Below are 13,710 nucleotides of genomic sequence, written 5' to 3'. Positions count from 1 at the left end.
ATTAGCTTTATTCATACTTCTACAATATTTTTTTATCTTCCACGACAACAACTCGATAAGTATTGGCATCTTTTAGATACTCCACCAACATCACTCGATCGCCTTGTTTTAGCAAACCATCATTGGTGTCTGAACGAATCTTTAATATCAATCCTGCACCGCCATCATTTAGCTCTGCTTCGCCATGTTTATCTGTGACACTAAGCGTACGCACAACAGCGATCTTACCCACATTATTAGACGAATTACGTTTGGGAATTTTGGCGATATTTTTGCGAATCGGCGAAATAATAATACCTGTCAACCACATAGAGACGACCAATACGAAAATGAGCGCCCCTGTACCGAATAAATAATACAGAACGCCAGAATCGAAATATTGGTGTAAAAAGCTAGTATATAAATAGCTAAGCAACCAACCGATCAAGCTAATTAAGCTTAGTATGATGATTAAAGGGACACCGTAAAGACCAAATTTGAGCATGAGACCGGTGAAAAAACCAGTCGATGATAAGGTAGAGACCTCAGCATCACCGCCTGACTCACCAAGGTCTACGCTATCCATATCTGCCATTCCGAGTAAAGACACAACCCAATATAAAGTGACGAACATCACAAGCCCCGTAAAAATAATCGTGGGATATAAACTGATTTTAGTGATAAAGACTAAAAAAGCTTCTTGCATTACGCGTACTCTCCTTTTGCTCACCCAATCTATTAGCTCTATGACTTGGTTATACAAATTGGTATTATGTGGATGATGCTCACTCGAATTAATGCTGACAAGTTTACATTTTTTAAATCAACTTATGTTGCTTTATCGAGAATTATATATACATTCCATTACATAATACATAGGTTTTGCCTTTAGCGCCCCCATATCGGCGAGCGCACGATTCCGCCCACCTTACTCACAATCGCATAGCTTGTATTACCAGATAATGAGTGAATGACCAAACTTCCACCATTTTGACCGTCCACTTGTGAAAGCTTTGTCGGATAGACTGCATACTGTGCAGATGGTGACAGACGCGCTGGTTCATCAAGTCCCGTCTCTGCTAGATTGATAACTTGCCCTGTAGCCAGCGTCATAACGGCGGCCTTACGACCATTGAGATAGGCCATACGCTGACCGTCCAAGCTCAGTTGCGGACTGGCGACATAGCCACTTGTTAGCACAGGCGTGGCACTAGCAGTCTCGAAGTTATAGCGATAGATACGTGGGCGTCCAGCGCGGACTTTATCACTGGTATAGACAAAACTTTGCCCATCACTGGCGTAACTTGGCTGTACTTCTGTGCTCGGTAACGTAGTGAGCTGTGTGGTCTTACCGTCGCTCAGACGCATCTCATAGATATCAGCATTGCCGCCGACCGTTGAGCTATAGAGGAGTTTTTGCCCATTAGGTGAGAACGACGCTGACATATTGCTGCCTTCAGCATTTACCGCAAGGTTACGGATGTTGCTTTTGCGATCATAGATATAAATCTTAGGATGCTGGCGCGGCGCTTGTTTACTATATGCCAGCAGTTGCCCATCAGCTGACCACGCTGGCGCATAAATATAACCATCAAGCTGATCGATTAACTGACGATCACTACCATCAGGACGAATGCTATAAAGCGTTGATATCTTTGCAGCTCCGACTCCTTGCTCCTCGACATAGGCAATACGCCCTTGCCGATCTATCGCTGACATTTGCGCCGTTAGTGGATTGCTCACACTCATATTATTAGCAGGTGCTTGCATCGTTTTAGACATCGTACTAGGCAAGGTCTGACACCCCGTCAACAGAATAAAAGTCGTTAGTGCGGTGATATTACTTATCGTTCGTATATTGACGGATGATTTTGATACAAGCATTTTTGACATAAAATAACGTCCAATAAAGTGTTGATTATTGCGTACTGAGAATCTTGACAATTAAGGCTAAAAGATTGAGCGCATTAAAGCATCCTAGCCTACATACTTTACTTAACAGCAAATGACAGTGTAGCGTAAACCATGCCAAATTTTGGACAAAAAAATACCCCACTAGATAGTGAGGCATTTTTAAAACTACATCTGACTTTTATAGAACATTGCTTTTATTCAACATTGCTTTTCGCAAATACTATTCAAAAACCATTTGTAATGATTGAATTATTTAGAAACGGCTTTGAAATGGGCAACTTGATTGCTATTGGTAATAGTCAAGATAGGCGTGTTATTGGCATTTTTACTGATGCTATATTTACCTTGTACGGTCGCTAAAGTCGCAGTATCAAAACTTGCTTGTGGCTCAGGGCATGCCATCATAGTAGATAAAACGTTGCCTAATACGACATTGCCATTCACCACCTTGTAGTCAGCGCCCATGTTATTACAGGTGTTCATAAAGGTCACACGGTCACTGCCGCTGTCTTTGAAGAACTTTAGCGTCAACGGCTTCGCTGGATCAAAGAACAATTGGCTAACCTTATCGCCATTGCTGCGTTTTGCGTCAACGAGCTGCCAATCATATGCTTGTAGCGTATTAGAAGTAATTGGTTGAGTCACTGGCGCTGTTACGCTAGGGGTGGTTTGGCAACCAGCAGCCAACGTACCTACCGCAAGTGTCGCTGCCATCATCATTTTAGTCATGTTTTTCATATAAGCTCCTATAGTGGTTTTTTTAGAATAAAAAATAACTCTTATCCTAAACATTCGTTTTTATTATGATTAATTTACTGTTTTATTCATTACTCTCAATAATGCGGTCATTATGCACAACTGGAGCTTAACTGTCATTATAGATTGAGTGTATGATTACCCTGTTATTTGTTGCGCTCTATAGTCTTTTTGCTAACCTCTATTGTTAGACAGTACATTAACTGCTAACACTTTTTATATAACTTCTCGAATATACTCTAAAAGCCGACAATTTCTCGTCAAAATTACCGTTTTACTTATTTATGTTAGGCATTACTCCAGATTGGCGAGGTTCTGTTGTTGCAAAGCAGCATAGCCTACCAAACGTTTGCGTTCAGCCTCACTAAATAGCTGCTGTTCGATTTGATTGATTTGGGTTTGTGCTTGCGTTTTATCTGCACTTTGACTCAATAAGTGCTGTTTTTGAGCTTGATATTGGTCGAAACGTTGAGCAAAGTTAGCATCTTCTGCATCGACTTGCGCGAGGCGTGCGGCGGCTGGAGCACCTACCAGATCACGACGCATGTTATACAATTCCTGAGCCGTTGCCCCTTTTGCTTGCATCTGTTTTGTGCGATTCATCAGCTCGTTCAGGTTGGCTTGCTGGGTGATACCGGCTTTGAGCGCATTATCCGGCATACGGCTTATATAGTTCTGCCGTGTTGCCTCTTTTTGCACATCCGTTAGCTGCTGGTTTTGGTTGATTCTGACCATCTCCATACTATAATCATCATACTCCTCTTCTGCACCAAAGAAGGCGGTAATGATTTCTTTAGTAAAATACTGCTGACGCAACTTGGCTACATCTTGCTTTTGCTGAGCGACGATATTTAGATCCAGCTCACCGCTTTTTGCCGCTTGTAATTGCAGATTGCCATAACGTTGTTCTATTTCAGAAATGGCTTTAAGATAGGTAATATATTGGTCAAATATAGCGACCGCTTGACTAGCGGCTGGCTCTGGCGTGTGGTGACGAATATAGCTTTCAACACGGGCATAAATAACCGCTTCATCTTCTTCACCCAGCGCCGACAAAAAATAATCGAATAGACGCCGTAGACCTTCAGTGACGACCAACTGCTTATTTTCGTCAATAATGATTTCGCCGTCAATTTGCGTGCCTTGTAATGAGCGCGGCAAACGCTCCAATCCAGTGACAAATAGAGATTGGTTTTGGTCGGCTGTTGTTTGCACTACTTGGCCATTATCCAGCGCAGTTGATAGAGTAGCATCAGCCTCACTAGTGAGGGCACTGGATACTGGTTGCGCTGTAGCCATACGTGTATTATCAGGTTTGAACCACATAATCACCGCCGCCGTTATGGCTATGCTAACCACGGCGATTATAACTATTGGTAGATAGGCTGGGCGGCGATTATTCGACATAAATAAGGGTTCTTTTATAAGTCAGCTTAAAGGCTTATGTTTTTAAAAGCGTATGTTCTTAAAAGCTTACATTATTAAAGGTTAGCGTTTTTAAGACGATTGACCTGAGTACGATAGATAGATTTTGGCTCAGAATCGCCCCATGCCGTCAGACCCAATACTTGATCGGCTGAATCCAAATGGTTCATTCTATAATTATCCCGAATCACATAACCAAGACGACTTGAGCAAGCAGACACCAACCCATCATTAGACTCGCCTGCAAACGGTACGCTCGTTGCTGCCAATAAATAATCACTAGGATCCAGTGCGCTTGTTATTTGCCCAACCCCGCTGAACGAATAGTATTTAATGCCATTGACAGCAGTACTGGTCGGCTGACCACAATAGTTTTTTGGCATTGCCGCAGGAAATTTGGCATTGAACTTAGCAGCACCATCGGTTGATAGAGCCACGAGCGCTTGCCAGCCATCTTGCTCTTGTATCTCTTTAAAACTGATACCTGAGCCAACGTCTGTAAAGCCACCAATCAAATTGAACACGCCTGAGACTAGCTGTGTTGTGACATTGGATGGATTACCTGTGGTGTTGTTTGGCTCGAGGGTGTTTTTGACAAAATCTGCCGTTTTTGACCCTTGTTCTGGGCTTGAGACTGCCGTGACTGATGCGACATATTTTGGCGCGACGCCAGCGACATAGCGGATATCTATACCGCCTTGACTGTGTCCAAATAAATTGACTTTAGGCTCACCTGAAATGGCAGTGATGGTTTTGACTTGTTGTAGCAGCTGCTCTCCGCGAATCTCACTGTTATTGACGGCTGACGTTTTGGTGGTATATACCTCTGAGCCGCCTTTCATCAACTCTTGAGGAATGCCATTGAAGTAGTCGATAATCCCAAACAAGTTAGTGAAGCCGCCAAGACCATGTGCCATAACAATTGGGTATTTTGTATCAGTATGATTTGACGTCCAGTATTTGTTGCTGACCAGCTTACATCCGGTTGAATTGGCGCAATTATAGTATTGACCAGCAGCTTGAGCCGAGGTGGTTTGTAGAGCCATTAAGAGTACACCGGCACCGATAACACCAAGTGAGGGGAGAAATGCGCTGGGCGTGAAAGCCGAAGCTAGAGAAGTTTTTAGCGTCATAATAACGTCCTTGTTATCATTAATGTGGGTTATCTTTACCTCTCAAATACGACAGCAGAAGCGGCAAAGATTGCTGCTAATTCCTTTAGCATGCAAAATTACATTACTTATATCTTCTGTAACATTCAACTAAATTGTCAAAATATGAATATATTATCGTGACTAGAGGGTCACAACTGCCCCTACTTCGCTGTAAAGCAATTATTATCAATAATAATGATAGATTCACTATCACTTAACGTAAAACAGCGGCGTCTTCATTTATGTTATAATTCAAGCCATTAATTCCATAACTATAAGTAATATAATGATGACTAAAAAATCCCTTATCCAGTCCCCAGAAGCCATAGAAAAAATGCGCGTGGCCGGTAAACTTGCCAGTGATGTCCTTGTCATGCTCGATGAGCACGTTCGAGTTGGCATCAGTACCGAGGCACTTAACCAAATCGCCCATGACTATATTGTTAATGTGCAACAGGCTATTCCTGCACCGCTTAACTACAATGGCTTCCCAAAATCAATTTGTACCTCGATTAACCATGTGGTTTGTCATGGTATCCCAGCCGAAAACAAGCTACTCAAAGATGGTGACATCATCAATATCGATGTGACCGTGATAAAAGATGGCTACTATGGCGATACCTCAAAAATGTGGATCGTTGGTAACGGCTCTATCATGGCACAGCGTATCTGCAAAGTGGCACAAGACGCCCTATATGCTGGTATGAGTGTCGTCAAAAACGGTGCGCGTCTAGGTGATGTCGGTGCTGCTATCCAAGCAGTGGTCGAGCCTGAACGTTTCAGTATCGTTCGCGAGTTCTGTGGTCACGGCATTAGTAATGAGTTTCACCATGAGCCGCAAGTCATGCACTATGGCAAAAAAGGCACAGGCTTTGAGCTAAAAACAGGCATGACCTTTACCATCGAACCGATGATTAACCAAGGTACATGGCAAACCAAGATTTTGCCTGACGAATGGACGGCGATTACTAAAGACCGTAAGCTGTCAGCACAGTGGGAGCATACGATGGTCGTGACCGATAATGGCTGTGAGGTGTTTACCACTCGCCCTGAAGAAGATTTGAGTTTTTTGACCCAGTAATATCAAAAAAGATCGCCTAGGCGGTCTTTTTTTTGGCCAATAATTAGGTCATATTGAGTATTGTGCTCACCCGCTTTTTATCTTTATACTCTGATGACTTAATAACTTATATTGGTAACTTCTATTTGTGGCTTTTGTCAGCTACCAGCACACTGGTGATTCTACGCTTTTCAGCTGAAACGTTTTATTTTTAAACTCTTAACGGGATAACACTCATGTTTACTTGTGATGTCGCTTCTATCGATCTGACACCTTTACCTCTATTATCAAAGGATATAGCGACAAACGCGTCACTGCTAGCGGACACCCCTGTCACTGAAAAGTCGCTACTGGGTATTCCTCACTGGTTGACTCAAATTAATCAGGATATTAACCGTGCACTTGAACGCGGTGTCAATATTCGTCAATTGGTCGCGGCACGCTCTGGTGCGATTGACGAATTGCTGATTGCCTTGTTCAACTGGTTTGAGCTGGATAAGACAGATTTGGCTTTATTTGCCACAGGCGGTTATGGTCGCGGCGAGCTGTCGCTTTATTCAGACATCGACATTTTATTGCTCTCCCCTGATGAGATTGGTGCTGATGCCAGTGGGAAAATAGATCGGTTGGTGGCTCTATTGTGGGATATCGGATTAGAGCCTGCTCTCTCGGTACGTAGTGTTAATGACGCTTTAGAGGCGTCGCTCGATCACACCATTGCCAGTGCCCAGCTAGAAGCTCGGCTATTAATTGGTAATGAGGCTTTACAGGATGTGCCCGTTCAAATTGTCAATAAACAGTGGTCGCCACGTGAGTTTTTTGAAGTAAAAATCGCAGAAGCGAAAGCGCGATATTTACAGCACAATGCCACCGAGTACAACCTTGAACCCAATATAAAAACCGCCCCTGGTGGTCTACGCGACATTCATATCATCGGCTGGGTGACCAAACGCTATTTTCGAGTGGGTAAGCTTTATGACTTAGTACAACAAAACTTTTTGACTGAAAAAGAGTTCGATGAGCTGAACTTTGCAGAAGGTTATTTATGGCAAATACGTCATTATCTGCATGTATTGACTGGTCGCAACGAAAACAAGCTGCTGTTTGATTATCAGCGTGAAATTGCCCAGTTGATGGGTTATGAGACGCAGCCAGACGATCAACCAAATGCCGCCGTCGAGCGTTTTATGCGCGACTATTATCGCTGTGCCATGCAGATATCGACGCTGTCTGAGATGCTGACCAATCACTATTACGAGACGATTATAGAGCCGCAGTTGCCTGATGATGAGCGTCCAAAAAAGCAGCCAATCAATGCGCGCTTTAACCAAGTTGGTGACCAAATCGCCATGGCGCATCATCGGGTTTTTGCCCAGCATCCTGATGCTATCTTAGAGATGTTTTTACTGATGGGTCAGTACGGTATCAAAAACGTGCGCACTCATACGTTGCGTGCGCTAAAAATCGCCGCGCGTGGCATCGATCAAATCTACCGTGATAACCCCGCTCACCAAGCGCTCTTCTTAGCCAATTTAAAAGAGCAGAATTATCTGTTTCATCGCCTGCGTGCCATGAATCGCTATGGCGTCTTAGGCAGCTACATTCCTGCGTTCGCCCAAGTGACCGGTCTGATGCAATATGATTTATTTCACCGTTATACGGTTGATGCGCATACCTTATTTTTGATTCGGATTTTGCATCGCTTCACCGACCCACGGTTTTATGAAGATTTCCCACTGGTTAGCTCTATCTTTCAACGTATCGAGCGCAAGGAAATCTTGGTACTGGCCGCCATGTTTCATGATATTGCCAAAGGTCGCGGTGGCAACCATAGTGAGCTTGGACAAACTGAGTCGACTGAATTTTGTTTGGCGCATGGTATGAGTCTGGCAGATGCCAACTTGGTCGGTTGGCTCACTCGCTATCATTTATTGATGTCGATGACTGCTCAGAAAAAAGACATCTCAGATCCAGAAGTGGTCACTATTTTTGCCAATTTAGTCGGTAATGTCACCCACCTCAATCATTTATATGTGCTCACTGTTGCGGATATGAATGCGACCAATCCACAGTTGTGGAACAGCTGGCGTGCCACATTAATGAAACAGTTATACTCACAAACTCGGCGCATTTTGCGCGCTGATATCGATGCACCTACTAACCGCCAAGATATGATCAGTGCCACACGTACCCAAGCCTTAGCGATGCTCGATAATGTCAACAATCAACACATGAATCGTGATGAAGTCTTGAGGCTATGGGATGATTTGGGTGATGAATATTTCTTGAGAGAAATTCCTGAAGACATCTTATGGCATACCGAGGCCATTTTGAACCATCCGCCGATTGGTCTTGCTTCTAATGCGGATAGCCCGCCATTGGTGGTACTGCGTGAGCATCGTGAGTTGGCCCTTGATGCGGTACAGGTCTTTGTTTATACCCAAGATCAGACGAACCTGTTTGCAGTCACCATGGCTGTATTCGATCAAATGAACTTGGATGTTTTAGACGCCCGTATCATTACTGCTACCCGCGATTTTGCTTTGGACTCCTATGTACTGCTCGATCCCAGTGGCACATTATTGGTCGATGAGGACAGTCAACAAGAGCTCAAACAGCGCTTAATCAATGCTTTTAAAGACCCGACATTACTGAAACTTACCAATAAGCGCATACCGCGTCAGCTTAGACATTTTGAAGTAACCACGGTGATTAATTTTGAGTTTAACGAGGCTTCTGATCAGCATATTATGAGCTTGGAAACCCTTGATCAGCCGGGACTATTGGCAAGAGTAGGACAGGTATTTTTGCAGGAGAAAATTGAGGTACATGCGGCGCGTATCACCACTTTGGGCGAACGTGCAGAAGATATGTTTTATATCAGCGATCAAAATGATGAACCGCTATCTGCTGCTAGACTTGAAGCGCTACGATCCGCTTTGATGGCAAGTCTCAGTATGCAAAGAGAGCAGCCTGCTGCTTACAGCAAATGTGATTGAACAAATGGGCTTACAAGATAAGTCTAAGATAAATACTCGGCGTGTATCATCCATTCATTGATGGCATGCTTTGTATTTTTTAACCCGTTAATATCAAAAGCACCTTTTATAAGGTGCTTTTATATATCATTTCGCTAGCGTGCTCATTGAGCTCATCATCCGCAAGATCTGGTGGCAGAATCTCTGCTTCAATCTGTTTTTGCGTCAGTATTAAGCGCCCAGCGTTGACCTCTTTTTGTAGCAAACAATGCAAACTTGCTAAATGAAAATCTCTGCCAAAACACTCATAGATTTGTCTTAGAGAAATAGGCGATTTGGCATGCACATCGGGATAAAGGCTGTCCTCTGCTAAGATAATCATCTCATTCAGTGCCTCTTCACGCATCAACTCATCTTTATCGATTTTACGTTGCAAGCTGTCTGCCATTCGACTTTTGGACGCGAGCATGGCCACAAAAATCACTGTCTGTAAGACAAATAAGGCAATATATTGCCATAAGGGTAGTAAAATACCGAGCTGATTGCTAAGCAACATCAGCACCATCGCAACGATCACGTAACTGACCAGTTGCCACAGTAACCACATCATCAAGCTGTTTTCACCGTACCAAAACATTTTTCGTTCTTTATGGCTAATTAATTGCTGGCGAGCTTGCCACCAGCTTTGCTCCCGCTGTTTTAATAGCTCGTAGAATTTGGCTCGCTGTTGCGCATCATCAAAATTTTCATCTTGAATGCCTGTCGCGTTAAGATCATTAGTTTTTGAGATACTAGGCATATCAAATTATCCTCACCATAATCTATCATTAGGGCTGACAGCAGTTTTTTGTATTGTTATAAGTTATCAATTGATAAGCTTTTTTTAGGATTTTTAAATCTGTGACGGCTTCATTAGTTATTATAATTTATGGTTAAATAGCTAAGCAGCTTGAGCATGAGAAGTAAAAGACAAAAAATAAGAGAAGTGCTACACTGCTTAAATGTAATTTTTCTTTATAACTTTATTATTAATTGTCTATTATAGTTACCCTACTTATGAATCACAACTTAACGTACCTGCATCCTTACCCTTTTGCAAAGATGGCAACATTGCTTGCTAACAGTGTGCCAGCCCATGACTACAGTGAAATCAAGCTCGGTATTGGTGAACCAAAACATGAGCCACCAGCGTTCGTGCTGGACGTACTACGTGAAAATTTGGACAAAATAAGTCGTTATCCAACGACTAATGGCATGTTTGAGCTGCGCCAAACCATCGCGCATTGGCTAGAAAAACGCTTCTTTTTGAACCATGTCGATGCCAATACGCAAGTATTGCCAGTAATGGGCACACGCGAGGCTATTTTTAGTCTGGTACAAGCAGTCGTTGATCATAAAGTAAGCGATACAGAGAGTAGTCCGCTGTCTGGCTCTGACCCGTTATCTGCCGTTTCTCCTACGACTGTTCCTACGACTGCTCCTACAATAGTCATGCCCAACCCTTTTTACCAAATATATGAGGGTGCAGCGATACTGGCGCAAGCCGAGCCTTATTTTGTGCCTTGCACACTGGACGATGACTTTAAAGGTAACTATCGCGCCGTACCAAAAGACGTTTGGGCGCGCACGCAGTTGCTGTTTGTTTGTAGTCCGAACAATCCGACGGGCTCAGTCATGACGATGGATGATTGGGAGTATCTCATTCGTCTGTCAGATCAGTACGATTTTATTATTGCCAGTGACGAGTGCTATAGCGAGCTGTATTTTGATACGGCACCGATTGGACTATTGCAAGCCTGCGCTGCCCTCGGTCGTCATGATTTCAAAAACTGTATTGTCTTTCACTCTTTATCTAAGCGTTCAAATCTGCCTGGTTTGCGCTCAGGGTTTGTGGCAGGTGATGCCAATATTTTACAAGCTTACCTGCAATATCGTACTTATCAAGGCTGTGCGATGCCGATACCACATCAGCTCGCCTCGATCGCTGCATGGCAAGATGAAAAGCATGTGGCACACAATCGCGCTCTGTATCAAGAAAAGTTTGCCTTGTGGATGTCTGAGCTTGGTGAACTACTAGAGTTACGAATGCCTGAGGCTGGATTTTACTTTTGGATAAAGGTCCCTGAGCCGTTCAATGGGGATGATGAGCGGTTTGTCAAAGCACTGTATGAGCAGGCCAATATTCACGCACTAGCAGGGCGCTATCTGTCACGTGATATTGATGGCAAAAACCCTGGGCAAGGCTATGTGCGCATTGCGCTTGTTGCGAGTGTTGATGAGAGCCGCGAAGCAATAAACCGTATTCGGAAATTACTAGGCGCATAAGCAGTCGCTTTATACGTAAAATTTTCAAAAAAACAGCAACCTCTAATAGCCACAATATTACTGTGGTTATTAGAGGTTTTTTGCTTTAATAATGCTATAGTAAAGTGTATTTTATCATCAATTATCTTTTACTCAATATGCCATCAAGGATGATGCCATGCCCCATCTTGATTTTACCCAGCCGCCCTTTGACGTATTGAGTCTGGCTGAACGCCAAAGCATCAGAAAAAACACTCAAATCCGCTACCTTGCCAAAAATGAGCATCTAACTGCCGAAGAGTTGCAATATCTGTATGTGGTCATTAAAGGGCAGATTGAGCAATTGCTTGATGGTGAGTTTGTTGCCTCTTACTTGGGTAGTAACCACTCCGACCATCTCAATAATAACGATTGGTTCGACAGCCGTCGTCTGCCTGAATCATTGACTGAAAATAGCCTTAATACTAAAGCGCTGCAGACCTATCAGTTTCGAGCCGCTGAGGATACCTTGTTGCTCCAAGTCGCTGGTAGCGCAGTCGATAAAATAAGCGCCCAAAATCATCTAGTGCGCCAAATGCTGTCAGACAAATTGCCCGAACGGCTAAAAGCATTACAGCAGCGCCGCAATACTAAACCCATAGTCTCTGCCAGCTACAATGACCAACAAGAAGTGCAGCAAATCATGTTGCAGCCCGTCATTGATGTCAATCTATTGCCAGTCCATATCGTCAACGCTAATAACAGCTTGTACGAAGCCGCGTCTATCATGACGAAAGCGGGGCTAAAACACGTACTGGTGCAACCCTTAGACCACCTAAAAAACGAGGGAGAGGTGCGATTTGGTACTGGTCATCTATTGGGCATTTTGACCGATACCGACATTTGCCGCGCCGTGAGTGACCAGCAAGATCCAGCCACTACCCCATGCCAGCGCTATGCTAATTTTAACCTGCGTACCATCAAAGCCAGTGATGAGATTGGCGATGCATTATTGACCATGACCCGCTATCGCATCCATCGGCTACCAGTGATTGATCAAAATGGGGATGTCGTCGGTATATTGGGACAAAGCGATATGCTTGCGCATATTGGTCATCATTCACAGCTCATTAGTATCCAAATCGAGCAGGCAAAAGACTTATCGAGCTTAGATACTGCCGTCGAGCTTATCGGTCGTTACATTCGCGCACAACATCAAAACGGTGTCAAAATCGGTAATATCAGCCGCATGGTACAGACCTTGAATGCACAGGTATTTACCAAGCTCTGGCAACTTATCGTGCCTGATGAGGTCATGACAAATACCTGCCTGATCGTGATGGGCTCCGAGGGGCGCGGTGAGCAAATCATGCGTACTGACCAAGACAATGCGCTCATCTTACGTGACGGCTATACTCACCCTGATCTGGCACAATTTGCGGATACTTTTAATCAGCATTTAGCAGACCTCGGTTATCCACTGTGCGATGGTAATATCATGATGACCAACCCTATGTGGCGACAGCCGCTAAAACAGTTTAATGCCCAGATTGGTTTATGGTTTAGAAATACGGATCCCATGCATGGTATTTACTTGTCCGCCATACTCGATGGCGAATATGTCTGCGGAGATGAGTCATTATTGACTCAGGTGCGTCAACATTTAAAGGTTGCCCACAGGCAGTCAGACCCTATGTTTGTACGCCAGTTCGCGCGCGCCGCGCTACAGTTCGGTGATGTCAATCAGTGGTGGCAAAAGTTCGTGCCTTTGCTCGGTGGTAAATCCGGGTCAGAAGACATTGATCTAAAGAAAGCCGGTATCTTTCCACTGGTTCATGGTATTCGTACCTTGGCATTAGAAAACGATATCTTAGAGCTGCCCAGTAGTAAAAATCGTCTTAAAGCTTTGGTACAAGCGCGCGCCTTGACCCAAGAGCGCGCAGATACTCTATTAGAGGCCTTGGAGTTTTTTATGGCACAGCGCCTATCCGTCGCCCTATCAACCGATGATAAACATGCACGGCAAGTCAACCCAATGACCTTGACCGCGCTTGAGCGCGACTTATTAAAAGAGTGTTTGGCCGTTGTTAAAAGCTTTAAAAACCAGCTACGTCAGCATTATCAACTAGAACTCGCATAAGTAAAACAATCGCATAAATGG

General features: G+C 43.9%; 10 protein-coding genes. 4 read left to right on the top strand and 6 right to left on the bottom strand.

All coding sequences use genetic code 11. From position 1 onward, the window contains the following. Nucleotides 1-19 precede the first annotated feature (19 nt). The 5 genes from JMW64_RS03125 to JMW64_RS03105 all read right to left on the bottom strand — a co-directional run bounded on the left by JMW64_RS03125 (nucleotide 20) and on the right by JMW64_RS03105 (nucleotide 5,207). On the bottom strand, nucleotides 20-685 hold the full coding sequence (locus tag JMW64_RS03125) for an OB-fold-containig protein (protein WP_201553110.1): 666 nt from the start codon (nucleotides 683-685) through the stop codon (nucleotides 20-22). Between the two features lie 182 nt (nucleotides 686-867). Continuing rightward, nucleotides 868-1,872, bottom strand: a complete 1,005-nt coding sequence (locus JMW64_RS03120) for a PD40 domain-containing protein (RefSeq protein ID WP_201553107.1) — start codon at nucleotides 1,870-1,872, stop codon at nucleotides 868-870. 270 nt (nucleotides 1,873-2,142) lie between these two features. Beyond that, on the bottom strand, nucleotides 2,143-2,631 hold the full coding sequence (locus JMW64_RS03115) for an META domain-containing protein (RefSeq protein ID WP_055125201.1): 489 nt from the start codon (nucleotides 2,629-2,631) through the stop codon (nucleotides 2,143-2,145). A 312-nt stretch (nucleotides 2,632-2,943) separates the two neighbouring features. Then, entirely contained in the window at nucleotides 2,944-4,056 is a 1,113-nt protein-coding gene (locus tag JMW64_RS03110) for a lipase secretion chaperone (RefSeq protein ID WP_201553102.1), read from the bottom strand. 74 nt (nucleotides 4,057-4,130) lie between these two features. Next, nucleotides 4,131-5,207, bottom strand: coding sequence for an esterase/lipase family protein (locus tag JMW64_RS03105; protein ID WP_201553099.1), 1,077 nt, complete (start codon nucleotides 5,205-5,207; stop codon nucleotides 4,131-4,133). A gap of 310 nt (nucleotides 5,208-5,517) precedes the next feature. Between JMW64_RS03105 and map the strand changes: the two genes are divergently transcribed. Beyond that, nucleotides 5,518-6,309, top strand: coding sequence for a type I methionyl aminopeptidase (map, locus tag JMW64_RS03100; protein ID WP_372815769.1), 792 nt, complete (start codon nucleotides 5,518-5,520; stop codon nucleotides 6,307-6,309). 215 nt (nucleotides 6,310-6,524) lie between these two features. After that, nucleotides 6,525-9,287 (top strand): [protein-PII] uridylyltransferase, encoded by a 2,763-nt coding sequence (glnD, locus tag JMW64_RS03095; protein ID WP_201553096.1) that lies wholly within the window; start codon nucleotides 6,525-6,527, stop codon nucleotides 9,285-9,287. A 106-nt stretch (nucleotides 9,288-9,393) separates the two neighbouring features. On the opposite strand, the gene JMW64_RS03090 is transcribed toward glnD, so the two are convergent. Then, entirely contained in the window at nucleotides 9,394-10,065 is a 672-nt protein-coding gene (locus tag JMW64_RS03090) for a hypothetical protein (RefSeq protein WP_193007864.1), read from the bottom strand. Between the two features lie 257 nt (nucleotides 10,066-10,322). Between JMW64_RS03090 and dapC the strand changes: the two genes are divergently transcribed. Beyond that, complete coding sequence (gene dapC, locus JMW64_RS03085) at nucleotides 10,323-11,591, top strand: succinyldiaminopimelate transaminase (protein WP_201553079.1); 1,269 nt, start codon at nucleotides 10,323-10,325, stop codon at nucleotides 11,589-11,591. A gap of 157 nt (nucleotides 11,592-11,748) precedes the next feature. Beyond that, entirely contained in the window at nucleotides 11,749-13,689 is a 1,941-nt protein-coding gene (locus JMW64_RS03080) for a DUF294 nucleotidyltransferase-like domain-containing protein (RefSeq protein ID WP_201553076.1), read from the top strand. Nucleotides 13,690-13,710 lie beyond the last annotated feature (21 nt).

It is taken from the genome of Psychrobacter immobilis, assembly GCF_904846065.1.
GTDB classification, from domain to species: Bacteria; Pseudomonadota; Gammaproteobacteria; order Pseudomonadales; family Moraxellaceae; genus Psychrobacter; species Psychrobacter immobilis_H.
Note: the sequence above shows the minus strand (reverse complement) of the source record. Positions and strands in the feature narration are given on the sequence as shown.

Coding starts and splice junctions, on each gene's coding strand:
- JMW64_RS03115 (WP_055125201.1), bottom strand. CDS start 2,631: ATGAAAAACATGACTAAAATGATGATGGCAGCGACACTTGCGGTAGGT.
- dapC (WP_201553079.1), top strand. CDS start 10,323: ATGAATCACAACTTAACGTACCTGCATCCTTACCCTTTTGCAAAGATG.
- JMW64_RS03110 (WP_201553102.1), bottom strand. CDS start 4,056: ATGTCGAATAATCGCCGCCCAGCCTATCTACCAATAGTTATAATCGCC.
- glnD (WP_201553096.1), top strand. CDS start 6,525: ATGTTTACTTGTGATGTCGCTTCTATCGATCTGACACCTTTACCTCTA.
- JMW64_RS03090 (WP_193007864.1), bottom strand. CDS start 10,065: ATGCCTAGTATCTCAAAAACTAATGATCTTAACGCGACAGGCATTCAA.
- JMW64_RS03120 (WP_201553107.1), bottom strand. CDS start 1,872: ATGTCAAAAATGCTTGTATCAAAATCATCCGTCAATATACGAACGATA.
- JMW64_RS03080 (WP_201553076.1), top strand. CDS start 11,749: ATGCCCCATCTTGATTTTACCCAGCCGCCCTTTGACGTATTGAGTCTG.
- map (WP_372815769.1), top strand. CDS start 5,518: ATGACTAAAAAATCCCTTATCCAGTCCCCAGAAGCCATAGAAAAAATG.
- JMW64_RS03125 (WP_201553110.1), bottom strand. CDS start 685: ATGCAAGAAGCTTTTTTAGTCTTTATCACTAAAATCAGTTTATATCCC.
- JMW64_RS03105 (WP_201553099.1), bottom strand. CDS start 5,207: ATGACGCTAAAAACTTCTCTAGCTTCGGCTTTCACGCCCAGCGCATTT.